Raw genomic sequence first — 15,528 nt, 5'->3', positions numbered from 1 at the left:
ACATAAGTCCGACTTGGCTTTAAAGCCGGAATTATCTATGTTCAAATAGGGTTGGGAAACAGTTAATACATGCGGAACGATCTATGTCACAAAAAACTATGCAACACGTCATCATTACAGAACCGGGTGGAGTGGATAAACTTGCTTATGAAACGGTTGTCATTCCTGAACCGAAGGCCGATGAGGTGCTGGTCAAGGTTCATGCCTTTGGAATTAACCGTCCGGATATCTTGCAGCGTCAGGGCTTGTACCCAATGCCAAAAGGGGTGACGCCTGTTCCAGGTCTGGAAGTAGCCGGTGAAGTGGTTGCAGTCGGAAGTGACGTAAATCAGTTTAAAGTCGGTGACAAGGTGTGTGGCCTGACCAATGGTGGGGGCTATGCAGAATATTGCGTCGTACCTGAAAGCCAGACTTTGAATATTCCTGAAAACGTAAGTTTTATTCAGGCCGCTGCGATTCCTGAAACCTTCTTTACGGTGTGGGCAAATGTATTCCAGATGGGTAAAGCCAAGGCGGGAGAAACGGTGCTGGTGCATGGTGGAACCAGTGGAATTGGAACCACGGCACTCATGCTATGTAAATCCTTGGGTATTAAAACCTTTGCCACAGCAGGTAGTGACGAAAAAATCCAGGCGATTTCACATCTGACCACAGGAATTAATTACAAAACTCAGGACTTTGAGCAGGTGATTAATGAAGTGACAGACAATGCTGGTGTAGATGTGATTCTGGATATGGTTGGTGCGCCCTATCTGGAGAAAAACCTGAATCTGTTACGCCGTGATGGTCGTCTGGTGTATATCGCATTCTTGGGTGGTGCCAAGGCTAAGGAAGTGAAGCTGGGTCAGATTATGATGAAGCGCCTGACAATTACTGGTTCAACCATGCGTGCGCGTAACACAGCGGAAAAAGCTGAAATTGCACAAGGTCTGAAAGTGCATGTAGCACCTTCATGGGCAAAAGGTGAATGTTTGCCAATGATTTATAAGACTTTCAAATTTAATCAGATTCAGGATGCACATGCAGCTATGGATACAGGCGAACATATCGGAAAAATTGTGGTAGAAGTGATCTAGTTCACATATTATTAAAATACTTAAAGGAGGAGGCTAATGGCTTCCCTCCCTTTTTTGTGCAAAAAATGACAAGGTATGTCAGTTTTTAGCAGTACAATAACAGCTGAAATTTATAGCATTTAAACTTGAAAGAAAACATACTTATTTATGTGAAAATTTTCTCAAAGTCTTTTTTATAAAAATATATAAATAACAAATATTTAGAGTTTTTATTTGAGAGCTGTTTTATTAATTCCGACGAACGGTAGTTATGTTTTTGAACTTTAAGTAAAAAATGGTCAGGTTTCTGCAATCCTTATAGAGACTGTTTATCCAATAGTCACCTTGTTCTCCTTTATCCAAGAGAGTAATAGCGATGATGATTGCAAAAGGACCATTTAAACGGATCCATCAAACTCGAGCACTAACACAAGTGATTCAAGCCAGATTATTTAACCGGGTTACGACACAGCAGGCTAAAATTTTCTATTTGGCATTATTAAATCTTGAAAGTTATATGACCAAATTGTCTAAGCCTAAACGCAAACGTCGTTAAGCCGATTCAAGCTATCTTAGCCTCGCAGAAGGCAAATCTATTTTATCGATTTCGGCTGTAAATGGATTTCACTAAGTTTCAGGCATAAAAAAACCAGCTTTCGCTGGGTTCTTTATTTGCACCATCTTCAGTAGTAGAAGAATGGTGCCCGAGGCCAGACTCGAACTGGCACGCTTTGTGGGCGGGGGATTTTAAATCCCCTGTGTCTACCGATTTCACCACTCGGGCTTTAACAAGATGGAGGCGGAGGTCGGAATCGAACCGGCGTCCACGGAGTTGCAGTCCGCTGCATGACCACTCTGCCACCCCGCCGCGTCTTGTTGATGCGTATATTATCAAGCTCTGAAAAAAAAACAATAGTGTATTCATTCATATGCGCATAAAAGCAGCATATGGCGGAAAATATTAAGAATTATCATGTAGAATGTGCAAAATTGATTCATATCAACACTTGGGAGAAGTGCCGTGGCATTAGTTCTAGACGGTCGTGCATTGGCGAAGCAAATTGAAGCTGACTTGTTAACTCGCGTGGAAGCGCTGAAAGCAAAATCAGGTCGTACTCCAATTCTTGCGACTATTTTGGTAGGTGACGATGGTGCATCTGCAACTTATGTTCGTATGAAAGGCAATGCTTGCCGTCGTGTCGGTATGGATTCATTGAAAGTTGAGCTTCCAAAAGAAACCACAACTGAACAACTTCTTGCAGAAATTGAAAAACTCAATGCCAATCCAGATGTTCACGGTATTTTGTTACAACACCCAGTGCCTGCGCAAATTGATGAGCGTGCTTGTTTCGACGCAATCTCTCTTGAAAAAGACGTTGATGGCGTAACTTGCCTTGGCTATGGCCGTATGGCGATGGGTGAAGCGGCATATGGTTCTGCAACACCTGCTGGCATCATGACCATTCTGAAAGAAAACAACATTGAAATTGCAGGTAAACATGCTGTTGTTGTCGGCCGTTCTGCAATTCTGGGCAAACCAATGGCAGCGATGCTGCTTGAAGCGAATGCCACTGTGACGATTTGCCATTCACGTACTCAAAACCTGCCAGCATTTGTGAAACAAGCGGATATCATTGTTGGTGCGGTAGGTAAAGCTGAACTGATTCAAAAAGACTGGATCAAACCAGGTGCAGTAGTGGTTGATGCTGGTTTTCATCCACGTGATGGCGGTGGTGTTGGTGATATCCAGTTAGTTGGTATCGAAGAAATTGCTTCTGCTTACACGCCAGTTCCAGGTGGTGTAGGCCCTATGACCATTACCACTTTGATTCGTCAAACGGTTGAAGCTGCTGAGAAAGCTTTAGGTTAATTGAGATTAAAAGTAGTTGCGGTTGAGTCTTACCGTTGTGACTACAGATTTAAGAAACTTGATCGTTACTTTTGTTTCGGCAAAAGTAACCAAAACCATTTGTCATTCGCAGAACTCGTCTTATTCCTTCAGCGATGAATAAGTCGCAGAAACAGAGCGAATCAAATTTTAGGTGGCCTCGAACAGCTGCGAATGACATGGTCATGTATTCTGATTAATTTATAAATTCCAATAAAAGATTTTTTGCACCAAGGCTTTTATATGAGCTGTACTTTCCAATTTCCTAAAGCTCCTGAGCATCTTCTACAAGCCTTGCATGATGTGATTCCACATTGTGAACTGCATGCACAGCAATTGCCGGATACACCTATTTCACTTTGGCTAATTCCGCCAGTATTTCCAACTGATAAGCTGGATGATGAAGTCATCCGTCGTATCTGGAATGATACGCCGTATTGGATCTTTTGCTGGGCATCTGGTCTTGCGATGGCGCAGTGGCTGCTGGCAGAACCACATCATGTAAAAGATAAAGTAGTGTTGGATTTTGGTGCAGGTTCAGGTGTCGTTGCAATTGCAGCAAAAATGGCAGGTGCTAAGCGTGTGATTTGCTGTGACATCGATCAAGTGAGTTTAGACGCTTGTCGTGCCAATGCTGAGTTGAATGGTGTTGAGCTTGAATACTTGGATGATCTGTATAAGGCAGAACAGGTGGATATCCTGTTAGCCGCCGACGTACTTTATGACCAATGCAACCGTTTCTTCCTGGATGAGTTTTTAAAATTTGCGCCTGATGTGTGGGTTGCAGATAGTCGGGTAAAAAACTTTAGCCATCCCCAATATGAAAAACTGGATGAGCGTAGTGCTACCACCTGGCCGGATCTGGATGAATCTCCAGAATTCAGAAACGTCAGTTTCTATAAGACACTTTGAAGCGAAAAATAAAAAAAGGGCATTAAGCCCTTTTTTTATATCTTAGAGATTATGAGCATGTGAATTGAATCACGCGTAATGTGCTTGGGCGGGCATTCAGGGCATCACGCGCGCCTGGATTTTCAGTATTGTACAGGTCAGGCGTGTTGCTTAAGCTGATTTGAGTACGGCTATTGCCGAGCTGGCGACCATACTGTTCATCTGGTAATGCAGTATTACTAATCTCATTACTGCTGAGTACGCTTACATTCCAGTTTTTAGAAGTACCAAGTGCCTGTCTGCAAGCAGCCTGCAATTTTCCTTCATCCTGACTGGTACGACCAGAAAGTGTATAGCGCAATGTTGCAGTATTTGCACCTTGCTCAATGACTTCGTAACCAGATTGACCGTTATAAGGTTGAGGTGTGCTTTGGCAGGCAGTAAGCACCAAAGTGCCGAAACCCAAACCTAGTAGAAAAACTGTTTTTTTCATCATGATGATTTCCCATTTTTTATACAGCAAGTATGCCATAGCATTGAAAAGACAAAATGGCAGTAAACTTAAAAATCCAATAAAAAAGCTTTCTGAATGTTTCCACTCAGAAAGCTTAAACAGCTCAACCATTAATTAGTCATCAGTAATCATGCTGTATTTTTAGTGTCCTTCATGAAGATATAAGTCAGCAATATGCATAAATTCCCATAATCCATGCGCCAATCGGCGTATTAAAAAAACTAGGGCAAAATAGCAGCAGCTTTACGGTGTCATCGCCTTTAGGGAAGAATTTTGAAGCAAAATATAAAGTAAAGGCTGTATAAACATATAAGTCGTATCATTTGACTAGGTTTCCTGCGGAACCACCGAGAATAGAGTTGACACATGTTTTATAAAAGTAAAGTTAAATAATTACAGGGTCTTATGCTTATATAGTTTTTAATTTTTATAGAACTTGAGTTTTAATGAAACAAGAGAGATAGTTTTGATAATTCAAAGCATTAAGTTATTTATTTTTATATTAAATTTTTGATTTTTTAAGATAATTTTTATTGATTAAATGTTGTTGAATAATTTAAGAGGTATTAGAGAAATCTAATAACTGCAAAAATTGGAAAAATGAAAGTACTTAAATTTAATGAATAACCAGCAATAAAAAAAGGCCGCTTATGCGACCTTTTTAAATTAAACCAGCAATTATGCAGATTTAACAGCTTCCAGTAATTCAGCTTGGCGTTTTTTCAACGCTTCTGGCATACGGTCACCTAGTTTTTCGAACAATTCAGTATGGCTTTCAAGTTCTTTGATCCATTGATCTTTATCTTGAGAAGTTACCAGATCAAACTGCTCTTTAGAGAAGTCAGTACCAGTCCAGTTCAGCTGTTCGTAAGTTGGAACACGGCCAATTGGAGTGTCAACAGCAGTTGCACGACCTTCACAACGATCGATGATCCACTCAAGAACACGCATGTTTTGACCGAAACCAGGCCATACAAAGTTACCTTCAGCATCACGACGGAACCAGTTTACGTTGTAGATACCTGGAAGCTTGTTACCAGCAGCAGCAGCTTTCTCGCCAACTTTCTCACCCATTTCTAACCAGTGAGTGAAGTAGTCAGCCATGTTGTAGCCAGCAAATGGAAGCATCGCGAATGGATCACGACGGACAATACCTTGTTGACCAACAGCAGCAGCAGTAGTTTCAGAGCCCATAGTTGCAGCTTTATAAACACCGTCTACCCAGTCAAATGCTTCTGAGATTAGAGGCACTGTGTCCGCACGGCGACCACCGAAGATGAACGCAGAAATTGGAACGCCTGCTGGATTTTCCCAGTCAGCGTCGATAGAAGGGCATTGACCCGCAGCAACGGTGAAGCGAGCATTCGGGTGAGCTGCTTTTTCTTCGCCAGTGTGTGGTTGACCTTTCCAGTTAGTCAGGTTTGCAGGCGCTTCTTTAGTCAGACCTTCCCACCATACTTCGCCGTTGTCAGTCACAGCAACGTTTGTATAGATCACGTCTTTATGAAGTGTCGCCATACAGTTCGGGTTAGTTTTGGTATTTGTACCAGGCGCTACACCGAAGAAACCAGCTTCAGGGTTAATTGCATATAGACGACCGTCTTCACCTGGTTTGATCCAGGCAATATCGTCACCTACAGTTTCAATCTTCCAGCCTTCGTAGCCCGCTGGTGGAATCAGCATCGCGAAGTTTGTTTTACCACACGCAGAAGGGAATGCAGCTGCGATGTAATGTTTTTCGCCTTGTGGATTTGTCACGCCAAGGATCAGCATGTGTTCAGCTAACCAACCTTGTTGACGACCCATATAAGATGCAATACGTAAAGCTAGACATTTTTTACCTAGCAATGCGTTACCGCCGTAACCGGAACCGTAAGACCAGATTTCACGCGTTTCTGGATAATGTACGATCCATTTGTCTGGGTTACATGGCCAAGCAACGTCTTTTTGACCTTCTTCCAATGGTGCACCAACAGTGTGTACACATGGAACGAATTCGCCGTCAGTACCTAAAACGTCATAAACCGCTTTACCCATACGCGCCATTTTAGACATGCTAACAGCAACATAAGGAGAGTCAGTCAGTTCGATACCGATGTGTGCAATATGAGAACCTAAAGGACCCATAGAGAAAGGAACAACGTACAAAGTACGACCTTTCATTGAACCGTCAAATAAGCCATTTAGGCGAGCACGCATTTCAGCTGGAGCTTCCCAGTTATTTGTCGCGCCAGCGTCTTCTTTGTTTTCTGAACAGATATAAGTACGACCTTCAACACGAGCAACGTCAGAAGGATCAGAATTTGCAAGGTAAGAACCTGGATGAGTTTCCTGGTTAAGCGCTTGCATTGTGCCGTTAGCGATCATCAAGTCGATATAACGTTGATACTCTTCTGCGCTACCGTCACACCATTCAATTTTTGCTGGTTTTGTTAATTTAGCAATCTCTTCCACCCAAGCAATAAGCTTAGGGTGACGAACGAATTCTGGTGCGTTCACTTGGGTCATGGTGAGGCCTATCTCAAAAGTGTACAAAACTATGTACAAAGTATAGTCTGGGTGATGAAAACATCGCCCAGATGAAATATGAAAAAAAAGTGGCTGTATTAAAGCATAAAATGACAAAAAAAATAAGACCAAAGCAGGGTTAGAGTTAAATTGTCACATAATGCAATATTTTAAATAAGTATTTAAAAAACAGTAGTATATAAAATAACATTGCAGAGCAATCTTGTATTTATTTTAATTATGGTTAATATTTTTAATAAATATAATTATAAAAAACATTTACTTATTATTTTTCTAGGAATGACTCTTATCATTGATTAAATAAATGAGGGTAATTTGAATTTTGCATAGTACTGAATGACATCTGTTTAGCATTTAGACAGTTTGCCAGAAAAATAATCAATGCTGATGATTTTCCGAACTATTATAAACCATATATATCTAATTTCTATCACATAAAAGGCTGTGGTTATAGAATGTTGGAGTCATTTCTATTTAAGATCATGATTGAACTTTGCTATATAGCTTATTGTGATTTTAAATTTTTGATTTTAAAAATAAAATTTATAATTTCTGCTTTCTTAAAGCGCCTAAGAAAAACCACTTTAAGATTAATTTTTAATTGGTTAGTAACTTACGATTGGTAGGTATTAGAAAGTCAACCTTGATCTTTTAGGCTTAGCTCTATGAAGCCAATAACAGTATTCTCCAGGTAAGTATCTTCAACGAATGTGGGCATAGAAATGATCATCCTGTACAAGGCTGAAGCACTATATAAATAGTATTCATTATGTGGAAAAATTATCTATATAACTAGGTCATTCCAAGAAATAGCTTTATATAGAAGATGAGTTTAAGGTGTTTGCACTGCTTATTTTAAATTATTTATCAGATAGGAAAGAGGAGTAGCGCTGTATCTACTGACTGTTCAAATATAAGCACTATTATACTTCACCACGTTCTTAAAGAAGCTTATAGAAAGATGAAAAATTCTGAAAACTGAAGGCTATACTCTAATTTCAGACTGGCCTTGAAGAAAAAAGCAGCAAAAGTATATGCACATGATAAAAAAATAAAAAAAAATGAATTTTTTTTCAGTTTTACCCTTGAAGCGATTTATTCCATCTCCATAAAAGTGACATCTAAAAGTTTTGATGACGACCAGGGAATAACTAAGTCGTCATCAGTAATCAAAAAGACTTAGTCTGATGGAGTTAAAAATGAGCAACATTCGTCCATTACATGACCGCGTTGTTATTCGTCGTGTTGAAGAAGAAACTAAAACAGCTGGCGGTATTTTACTTCCAGGTTCTGCAGCAGAAAAACCAGCGCAAGGGGAAATTATTGCAGTTGGTAATGGTCAAATCACTGACAATGGCGTACGCGCGTTAGACGTTAAAGTTGGCGACAAAGTATTGTTCGGCACTTATGCAGGTACAACTGTAAAAGTAGACGGGGAAGAACTACTTATCATGAAAGAATCTGACATTTTAGCGGTTCTTGAAGGTTAATCTTCGCTAAAACAGTCTTACATATTCCATATCAGATTTTGTAAAGCTATTAAAAATACTCGGAGTCAAATATGTCAGCTAAAGACGTAAAATTTGGTGATTCAGCTCGTGCGAAAATGATCGCTGGTGTGAACATCCTTGCAGATGCTGTAAAAGTTACCCTTGGTCCTAAAGGCCGTAACGTTGTCATCGACCGTTCTTTCGGTGCACCACATATCACTAAAGATGGTGTAACTGTGGCGAAAGAAATTACTTTAAAAGACAAGTTCGAGAACATGGGTGCTCAACTTGTTCGCGAAGTATCTTCAAAAACCAATGACATCGCTGGTGACGGTACCACAACTGCGACTGTTCTTGCTCAAGCAATCTTAAATGAAGGTATCAAGTCAGTAACTGCGGGTATGAACCCAATGGATCTGAAACGCGGTATCGATATTGCAGTGAAAACTTTAGTTGCTGAAATCAAGGCGACTGCTCAGCCTGCTTCTGATTCTAAAGCAATTGAGCAAGTAGGTTCGATCTCTGCTAACTCTGACACTACTGTTGGTAAACTGATTGCGCAAGCAATGGAAAAAGTAGGTAAAGAGGGTGTGATCACTGTTGAAGAGGGTTCAGGCTTCGAAGATGCACTTGACGTTGTAGAGGGTATGCAGTTTGACCGTGGTTATATCTCTCCATACTTCGCAAACAAACAAGACACGCTAACTGCTGAACTTGAAAACCCATACATCCTATTGGTTGACAAGAAAATCAGTAACATCCGTGAATTGATCACTGTACTGGAAGCAGTTGCGAAAACTGGTAAACCACTTCTGATCATTGCTGAAGATGTTGAAGGCGAAGCGCTTGCAACTCTGGTTGTTAACAACATGCGCGGTATCATTAAAGTATGTGCTGTTAAAGCACCTGGCTTCGGTGACCGTCGTAAAGCAATGCTGCAAGACATCGCGATCCTGACTGGCGGTACTGTGATTTCTGAAGAAATCGGTATGCAGTTAGACCAAACGACTCTTGAACACTTGGGTACTGCGCACAAAGTAACAGTTTCTAAAGAAAACACAGTGATTGTGGATGGCGCTGGTAATGCAGCTCAGATCTCTGACCGTGTTCAACAGATCCGTGCACAAATCGAAGAATCTACTTCTGAATACGACAAAGAAAAACTTCAAGAACGCGTAGCTAAATTGGCTGGCGGTGTTGCTGTTATCAAAATCGGTGCTGCAACTGAAGTTGAAATGAAAGAGAAGAAAGACCGTGTAGACGATGCACTTCACGCAACTCGCGCAGCGGTTGAAGAAGGTGTTGTTGCGGGTGGTGGTGTTGCACTGGTACGTGCTGCAGCTGCACTTGACGGTGTGAAGGGTGCAAATGATGACCAGAACGTAGGTATCAGCATTCTTCGTCGTGCAATTGAAGCGCCACTTCGTCAAATCGTATCTAATGCTGGTGATGAGCCTTCAGTTGTGATTAATGCAGTGAAAAATGGCCAAGGTAACTTTGGTTACAACGCTGCAACTGGCGAATACGGCGATATGCTTGAAATGGGTATTCTTGATCCAGCAAAAGTAACACGTTCTGCGCTTGAGCATGCTGCTTCTGTTGCTGCATTAATGTTGACAACTGAATGTATGATCACTGATATCCCAGAAGACAAACCTGCTATGCCTGATATGGGCGGCATGGGTGGTATGGGCGGCATGATGTAATTCATCAACCGGTCATTGATCTAAAAAATCCCCGCATTTGCGGGGATTTTTTTCATTCAGGTTAGCTGAAAAATATTAATGTTTGATTAATCTGTAATTCAGATTACTGTTAATTTTCTCGCCAGTTTGAATATCTCGAGCTTCTAAGAAATTTTCACCGACAAAGAATTTACGATTTTCACCTTTTTCATCCAGCGTAATAATTGAAGTCATTTTAGGGTCAAAGCTAAAACTTCCTTTGGTTTTGGTTTCTGTGCTTTTGGTATCGGAAACATACTCTTCTTTCAACTCATAGGTTTTGTCAGGATGAAGTTCCAGCTCCACTTTAATGGCTTCACAATCCGCACATGGGAAAGTTCCTTCGTATTCGCCCGCCCAGTCAAGAGAAGTTTCTGCAGTATCGCCTGCAGGTAAGCTGCGTGATGTCGCTGGCGTATTCATCTGAGCAGAATTTTCTGAATCCATATTTTCATTGCTAGAGGGTTCTTGGTTTTTAGAACAGGCACTTAAACCTAGCGTGATTGTGGTCATTGCGACGATAAGGAGAGACTTTTTCATTTTTATGCCCGTTTTGCATTTGCTAATATTCAACATAAAAATTTAAAAATCATAAGGGTAGTACAACTTTGTAAATGATGTATTGATTAAGTGAAATTCACTCTGCACGTGTGATGAGGTAAAGGAATTGCTAAAATAATAAAAAATAAAATCACTATCATCTCAAATAAATAGTGCTTTCACAGGTTTAAAAAAATAATAATGAGGGCAATGATGGATTTGGATAAAGAAAATAACATTATTGCGCATATCTATGATGCAGCACTGGATCCTCAGTTATGGACTCAGGTTATGCATGAGTTAGTGGAATACACACAAAGTAAGACAGCCATCTTTACTGCGATGGATCAGCTCAACCCAGCTTACAACTTTGTCCATACCTATAATATTCCTTATGAAGGTCTAGCAGCTTATCGGGATGAACGTATTCAAGTCATTGATATGAAGCTGCACTTGCCGCTATGGAATGAGATTGCAGTGGGAGAGGCTTTACAGATCAATTGTCAGCATTATCCTTCCATGAAAGGTTCAGAAGAGCATATCTTTTATGAAAAATGTTTAAAGCCTACCGGTATTTTACATCTTGCAGGTGTATTGCTGGATCGTGGTGATTTTAGTTGGGCGGTACTGGGAATTCACCGGGCACCTGAAGCCACCCCTTATGGTAAAGAGCAGCTGGATTTTCTGGAGCGTATCAGTATTCATTTAAGGCGAGCGCTACAGATTTATCGTCAGTTCAGTTTAGTTATTCAGGATAAGTACAATGCTTATCAGGCCATGAACGCTCTAAAGGTCGGGATTGTATTATTACTTGAGAATTTCGAGATACAGTTTGCCAATATTGAAGCAAAAAAAATGCTGAGGCAGAATCAGGAAATTGAAATAGATCAGTACAATTATCTGAAGCTTAATAGAGCCTATCATCTGCAACTAGAACAACTTATCAGAGGGTCTTTACAGCAGGGAAGTGGGGGAATAAGTAAAATCGGTGGAGTAATGGCTGTAGAGGATGCAACAGGTCATTGCATCATGTTGACAATCGTACCTTGGTCGAAACAGTCAATAACATCTATTGAAGAATCGAGACAATATCAAGTTGCAATATTTTTGACGGACCGAAATCAATACCATATCTTGTCACAAAGCTATTTAAGGCAGCATTATCAGTTGACATGTCGGGAGATCGCATTATGTGAATACCTGATCAATGGTTATAAACCTGAAGAGATTGCTGAACAGATGCAACTCAGTATTCAAACCATTAGAACTTATATGAAAAAGATTTATGAAAAGCTAGAAGTGAATAGCCAGATTGAGCTGATACATAAGTTGATGAACTGTACGTTACAGTTTCAGCATATTGCATAAAAAGCCAGGTTAATTACCTGGCTTTTTAAAGTTATACCAAGAGATATTACGTTGTTGGCTGTGGCTCAGGAGCGGGTTCTGGATCACGCTGGAAATCAGCCCGAGTGAAAGTGACAGCAGGTTCACCTGTTGGGGTTAATGTCATGGTAGTTGCATTAACTGTATAGGTTCCAAGAACGAATGGAGAGGTTTGACTATCATGTAGACCACAACTTTCATTTGTATCGAACAAGTTATTGGTGACTGTGAGGATGTTGTTCGAAGTAGTGTATTGGCCATATTCAATACCCTCTGGGCCACAATCCTCTCCTCCTATAGTATCAATCAGGAAGTAGTAGCCGTCGTTCAAGAATACCAGTACATGGGTATCATCCAGCTCCCACGTACCTACGAGGCCATTGGTTGAATTTTCTACTCGTGTAAGGGTAGAGGTATCATCTTCATCCAAACCAGTTTCAGTAAGAACTAAGTTTGTACCGTCAAAAGTTAGGGTATAACCTTCGTCACCTTCTGAATCTGAAAGCCCCCATGATCCATTGGTGTCACCATTTTCATCAATCACAGGTGTGATAACCCCACCTTTCCAGTTCCACTGAAGATTCCCAAGTTCATAACCTGGTTCTCCATCATCATCTGCCTCATCGGCTTCACCTAGTTTGTAGCTACCATCGGTATAAACCACTAAAATGACTTTATCCGATTTATCTGCAGAGCCTAATTGCCATGTGCCAGCAATATCTTTATAGAAAGCTTCTTGAATATTAGCTGCAGCTTCATCAGGAGTAACTGGAGTTACGTCGCTAAGCTGTAATTGGTCCTGAATAAGGGTTGTTATACTGTTATCAGAATCCTCTAGTGCTGTCTCGAATGTAGTTGCAGAGGTGAAAGCTGTGTTAATTCGATTAATGACATCTTGAGTAATTTGAATACCATTATCATGAGCATTGTAATCTGCGGGAGCACCTGTTGGCGGTGTAATATAATCTGCATCAATCGATTGCAGGAAGATTGTTAATGCTTCTTCTAATTCTTCATCTTCATTTCCAGGTATGTCTGGATCATTCTCATAAAGATCTGTCGGAGTAATCCGAGCTTGAGCTGGAACTCCATCCTGTTCACCTAGCTGAAGGTTTCCGATAAAGAATCTAATTGTATCACCTGTATTATAATTAAATTTACCTTCCGCATTGGTAGAGCCTCTTACACCACTTGATGTTTCATAGCGGACGTTTTCAATTGGGCCATCAGTCAAGATACCTTGCTGTGTTCCAGGTGGGTTGCCACCATTTCCTGGTGAGTGATGGTCATCGTCATCATCATTACATGCGGTTAATGCAAGGGTGGAAAGCATTACTGCGAGTATAGTTTTTTTCATCATTGACCCCATGGGTGGTTTATAATTGTCCACCTGAGTCTAGGGAAGCCAATGATTAAGGAATATCCCAATATTGGGAGGTTGATTGTATAAAAAGTGCATCAAATAATGTATTTACAATCGATTACAAAGAGAATTAAACACTAATATTGGTACACTATCACATAATTTTTTATTTATTTTGCGATTGAATTGTGTTTGAAAATTTAGCTGAAAAAGCACTTAAATTGATGGGCTGGGAAACAGACAATCACTGGCCTGAAAACCTGAGCCAATGTGTCATGATTGCTGCACCGCATACCAGTAATTGGGATGCATTATATGCACGGCTAGCGCTGAAGGCATTAGGTGTCAATGTACGTCTTACCATTAAAGACAGCTACATGAAGTTCCCATTGGGTCCTTTTGTGCGTGCGATGGGTGGAATTGGAATTGATCGCCGTCCCAAGCAGGCAGGTGAGCCGCGTCTAAGTATGGTTCAGGTGATGACAGACCTGTTTAAGCAGCATCCTGAACTGGTCATGTTGGTTACACCTGAAGGAACACGTGCCCGTCAGGAGCAATGGAAAACCGGTTTTTATTATGTTGCGGTAAATGCTGGCGTCCCGATTGCATTGGCTTATATGGATTATGAACAAAAGAAGGCAGGTGTAGGAAAAATCATTCATCCCACAGGAAATTTTGAGGAAGATATGGCTGAGATCATGGATTTCTATGCAGGCATCCAGGCCAAATTTCCTAAAGAATTTAGTGTAGATCAGCGATATTACAAAGCGAGTTAAAATGAAAAAACAGGAGAATACTCCTGTTTTTTTAGCATTAAGATTTTATTTCATATTGCATTAAAGATCAGAATGCTTCTTTGGCTGGAATGCCCCCCAGATTTTGACAGGCCGATTTGTATAGTTCATATTGCTGATTCACGATTTCAGAGAGCGGGATTTCAAAAGATTCCTCGCCATTTTTATACTGTTCTATATAAGCCTCTGCTTTGCTTTTTGAGCTATACAGAGAATGCTCATAATATTGAGTCACACTATTATGCTGCATTTGCGAAGGTTCAATACCCTTACAGTGGAAGAGTTTTAAAATGTGTTCGGCTTTTTGGGCATCATGTGACATACAAGCTGTCAGTAGCAGAGTCAGGCTCAATACTGCTAAGGCTTTCATAGGGAGAAGTCAAACGGTTTTGAAAGGTCTCGATATTTTAAAAGGTATTTCGAGTTTCAAAACCGTTTTTTTTGAACAGTTGGTTAAAATGTGAGGCATCGTACAATCGGAGTCAGTATTGAACGATTCTATGATCATGTATCAAGGTTGATTAACCTTTGACTAAGCCTCCATCTACAATCAGGTTTTGCCCCGTGACAGCGCGTGAATAAGGAGACAGGAACATCAAGATTGCCGACGCGAATTCTTCAGGGGTAATGACACGGCGTAATGGCGTTGACTGAGCAATCAGATCAAACACAAAATCAGGCGTGGCTTTGCTGGCATCTGTGGTTTGTAATAGGCCGCCTGAAAGCATATTTACATTAATTCCATATTGACCAAGATCCTGCGCAGTAGTACGGGTAAATGCCAGTAGCGCGGCTTTAGCAGTCGTATAGTCATGATAAGGCACCACCGGATTTTGAACCAGATTGGTACCGATATTCACAATCCGGCCAAAATGTGCCTGTTTCATATCTTCTAGCGCCGCCTGAGTCGTATTGAGGCAAGCCTGAACAGCACCACTGAATTGATGCGACATCATCTCCCAAGACAAATCTTCTACCTTGGGACGATTATCACCATTAAATTCAAACTGTACCAGGGCATTGTTCACAACCGAATGAATGCCTTCACCAAAATGTGCTTTGCTTGCGGTAAACAGGGCTTTGACCTGATCTACTTGAGTAACGTCTGCCTGATAGGTAAATACCTGATCGGGATACTGCTTCTGTAAAGCTTCAGCCTGCGTTTTACTACTAAGATAGTTCACCACTATACGTGCACCTTCTTCAATCAGAAGCTGGCTAATTGCCAGGCCAAGTCCACGTGCACCGCCAGTCACAAGCACAATTTGATCACGAATTTGCATAGCTCATTTCTACAGAAAAATCATTCAAGTTACCTTAGCAGTAAACTGGCTGAAAGCAAAGTAGGACAAGG

General features: G+C 40.9%; 14 protein-coding genes, 2 tRNA genes and 1 pseudogene. 8 read left to right on the top strand and 9 right to left on the bottom strand.

Features of this window, described 5'->3' with window-relative positions; translation table 11 throughout:
- Positions 1-83: 83 nt before the first annotated feature.
- On the top strand, positions 84-1,076 hold the full coding sequence (locus ACTJIX_RS09080) for an NAD(P)H-quinone oxidoreductase (protein ID WP_440611365.1): 993 nt from the start codon (positions 84-86) through the stop codon (positions 1,074-1,076).
- Between the two features lie 355 nt (positions 1,077-1,431).
- Positions 1,432-1,611 carry a hypothetical protein gene (locus ACTJIX_RS09075; RefSeq protein ID WP_004810797.1) on the top strand — a complete coding sequence of 60 codons (180 nt, stop codon included), beginning with the start codon at positions 1,432-1,434 and terminating at the stop codon, positions 1,609-1,611.
- 142 nt (positions 1,612-1,753) lie between these two features.
- Here ACTJIX_RS09075 and ACTJIX_RS09070 read toward each other — a convergent pair.
- Both ACTJIX_RS09070 and ACTJIX_RS09065 read right to left on the bottom strand, forming a co-directional pair.
- Positions 1,754-1,839: transfer RNA gene (locus ACTJIX_RS09070), tRNA-Leu, on the bottom strand.
- A gap of 10 nt (positions 1,840-1,849) precedes the next feature.
- A tRNA-Cys gene (locus tag ACTJIX_RS09065) sits at positions 1,850-1,923 on the bottom strand.
- Between the two features lie 153 nt (positions 1,924-2,076).
- On the opposite strand from ACTJIX_RS09065, the gene folD reads away from it, so the two are divergent.
- Positions 2,077-2,925, top strand: coding sequence for a bifunctional methylenetetrahydrofolate dehydrogenase/methenyltetrahydrofolate cyclohydrolase FolD (gene folD / locus ACTJIX_RS09060; RefSeq protein WP_008301933.1), 849 nt, complete (start codon positions 2,077-2,079; stop codon positions 2,923-2,925).
- A 261-nt stretch (positions 2,926-3,186) separates the two neighbouring features.
- Positions 3,187-3,855, top strand: coding sequence for a class I SAM-dependent methyltransferase (locus tag ACTJIX_RS09055; RefSeq protein ID WP_440611364.1), 669 nt, complete (start codon positions 3,187-3,189; stop codon positions 3,853-3,855).
- Between the two features lie 49 nt (positions 3,856-3,904).
- On the opposite strand, the gene ACTJIX_RS09050 is transcribed toward ACTJIX_RS09055, so the two are convergent.
- From ACTJIX_RS09050 to ACTJIX_RS09040, 3 genes and pseudogenes are all read right to left on the bottom strand, one after another.
- Positions 3,905-4,327 (bottom strand): hypothetical protein, encoded by a 423-nt coding sequence (locus ACTJIX_RS09050; protein ID WP_034424215.1) that lies wholly within the window; start codon positions 4,325-4,327, stop codon positions 3,905-3,907.
- A 196-nt stretch (positions 4,328-4,523) separates the two neighbouring features.
- Positions 4,524-4,703: pseudogene (locus ACTJIX_RS09045) on the bottom strand (alpha-ketoglutarate permease); the annotation flags it as partial.
- Between the two features lie 323 nt (positions 4,704-5,026).
- On the bottom strand, positions 5,027-6,856 hold the full coding sequence (locus ACTJIX_RS09040) for a phosphoenolpyruvate carboxykinase (GTP) (RefSeq protein ID WP_004893548.1): 1,830 nt from the start codon (positions 6,854-6,856) through the stop codon (positions 5,027-5,029).
- Between the two features lie 1,220 nt (positions 6,857-8,076).
- Between ACTJIX_RS09040 and ACTJIX_RS09035 the strand changes: the two genes are divergently transcribed.
- Together ACTJIX_RS09035 and groL are read left to right on the top strand one after the other, a co-directional pair.
- The gene (locus ACTJIX_RS09035) at positions 8,077-8,367 is read left to right on the top strand and encodes a co-chaperone GroES (RefSeq protein ID WP_004810787.1); all 291 of its coding nucleotides are present in this window, start codon (positions 8,077-8,079) and stop codon (positions 8,365-8,367) included.
- A gap of 71 nt (positions 8,368-8,438) precedes the next feature.
- Positions 8,439-10,073 carry a chaperonin GroEL gene (groL, locus tag ACTJIX_RS09030; RefSeq protein ID WP_004810785.1) on the top strand — a complete coding sequence of 545 codons (1,635 nt, stop codon included), beginning with the start codon at positions 8,439-8,441 and terminating at the stop codon, positions 10,071-10,073.
- A 75-nt stretch (positions 10,074-10,148) separates the two neighbouring features.
- Here the strand turns inward: groL and ACTJIX_RS09025 are convergent, their stop codons facing one another.
- Entirely contained in the window at positions 10,149-10,631 is a 483-nt protein-coding gene (locus ACTJIX_RS09025; RefSeq protein ID WP_005221268.1) for a copper resistance protein NlpE, read from the bottom strand.
- Between the two features lie 213 nt (positions 10,632-10,844).
- Between ACTJIX_RS09025 and ACTJIX_RS09020 the strand changes: the two genes are divergently transcribed.
- Positions 10,845-11,999: a helix-turn-helix transcriptional regulator gene (locus ACTJIX_RS09020; RefSeq protein WP_004893554.1), complete on the top strand. Its 1,155-nt coding sequence runs from the start codon at positions 10,845-10,847 to the stop codon at positions 11,997-11,999.
- A gap of 46 nt (positions 12,000-12,045) precedes the next feature.
- Here ACTJIX_RS09020 and ACTJIX_RS09015 read toward each other — a convergent pair whose 3' ends face one another.
- Complete coding sequence (locus ACTJIX_RS09015) at positions 12,046-13,377, bottom strand: hypothetical protein (RefSeq protein ID WP_005221272.1); 1,332 nt, start codon at positions 13,375-13,377, stop codon at positions 12,046-12,048.
- Between the two features lie 191 nt (positions 13,378-13,568).
- On the opposite strand from ACTJIX_RS09015, the gene ACTJIX_RS09010 reads away from it, so the two are divergent.
- A complete protein-coding gene (locus ACTJIX_RS09010) occupies positions 13,569-14,156 on the top strand; it encodes a 1-acyl-sn-glycerol-3-phosphate acyltransferase (RefSeq protein WP_440611363.1) in 588 nt (195 codons plus the stop codon).
- 67 nt (positions 14,157-14,223) lie between these two features.
- Here ACTJIX_RS09010 and ACTJIX_RS09005 read toward each other — a convergent pair whose 3' ends face one another.
- Together ACTJIX_RS09005 and ACTJIX_RS09000 are read right to left on the bottom strand one after the other, a co-directional pair.
- Positions 14,224-14,544: a hypothetical protein gene (locus ACTJIX_RS09005; RefSeq protein WP_004893562.1), complete on the bottom strand. Its 321-nt coding sequence runs from the start codon at positions 14,542-14,544 to the stop codon at positions 14,224-14,226.
- A gap of 151 nt (positions 14,545-14,695) precedes the next feature.
- Positions 14,696-15,457 carry a 3-oxoacyl-ACP reductase gene (locus tag ACTJIX_RS09000; protein ID WP_004810773.1) on the bottom strand — a complete coding sequence of 254 codons (762 nt, stop codon included), beginning with the start codon at positions 15,455-15,457 and terminating at the stop codon, positions 14,696-14,698.
- Between the last annotated feature and the right edge of the window lie 71 nt (positions 15,458-15,528).

It is taken from the genome of Acinetobacter sp. 22323, assembly GCF_052044895.1.
Taxonomy (GTDB): domain Bacteria; phylum Pseudomonadota; class Gammaproteobacteria; order Pseudomonadales; family Moraxellaceae; genus Acinetobacter; species Acinetobacter schindleri.
Note: the sequence above shows the minus strand (reverse complement) of the source record. Positions and strands in the feature narration are given on the sequence as shown.

Excerpts from the sequence above, each read along its gene's own strand:
- ACTJIX_RS09080 (WP_440611365.1), top strand. The coding sequence starts at position 84 with ATGTCACAAAAAACTATGCAACACGTCATCATTACAGAACCGGGTGGA.
- ACTJIX_RS09075 (WP_004810797.1), top strand. The coding sequence starts at position 1,432 with ATGATGATTGCAAAAGGACCATTTAAACGGATCCATCAAACTCGAGCA.
- ACTJIX_RS09055 (WP_440611364.1), top strand. The coding sequence starts at position 3,187 with ATGAGCTGTACTTTCCAATTTCCTAAAGCTCCTGAGCATCTTCTACAA.
- ACTJIX_RS09050 (WP_034424215.1), bottom strand. The coding sequence starts at position 4,327 with ATGAAAAAAACAGTTTTTCTACTAGGTTTGGGTTTCGGCACTTTGGTG.
- ACTJIX_RS09040 (WP_004893548.1), bottom strand. The coding sequence starts at position 6,856 with ATGACCCAAGTGAACGCACCAGAATTCGTTCGTCACCCTAAGCTTATT.
- ACTJIX_RS09035 (WP_004810787.1), top strand. The coding sequence starts at position 8,077 with ATGAGCAACATTCGTCCATTACATGACCGCGTTGTTATTCGTCGTGTT.
- groL (WP_004810785.1), top strand. The coding sequence starts at position 8,439 with ATGTCAGCTAAAGACGTAAAATTTGGTGATTCAGCTCGTGCGAAAATG.
- ACTJIX_RS09025 (WP_005221268.1), bottom strand. The coding sequence starts at position 10,631 with ATGAAAAAGTCTCTCCTTATCGTCGCAATGACCACAATCACGCTAGGT.
- ACTJIX_RS09020 (WP_004893554.1), top strand. The coding sequence starts at position 10,845 with ATGGATTTGGATAAAGAAAATAACATTATTGCGCATATCTATGATGCA.
- ACTJIX_RS09015 (WP_005221272.1), bottom strand. The coding sequence starts at position 13,377 with ATGATGAAAAAAACTATACTCGCAGTAATGCTTTCCACCCTTGCATTA.
- ACTJIX_RS09005 (WP_004893562.1), bottom strand. The coding sequence starts at position 14,544 with ATGAAAGCCTTAGCAGTATTGAGCCTGACTCTGCTACTGACAGCTTGT.
- ACTJIX_RS09000 (WP_004810773.1), bottom strand. The coding sequence starts at position 15,457 with ATGCAAATTCGTGATCAAATTGTGCTTGTGACTGGCGGTGCACGTGGA.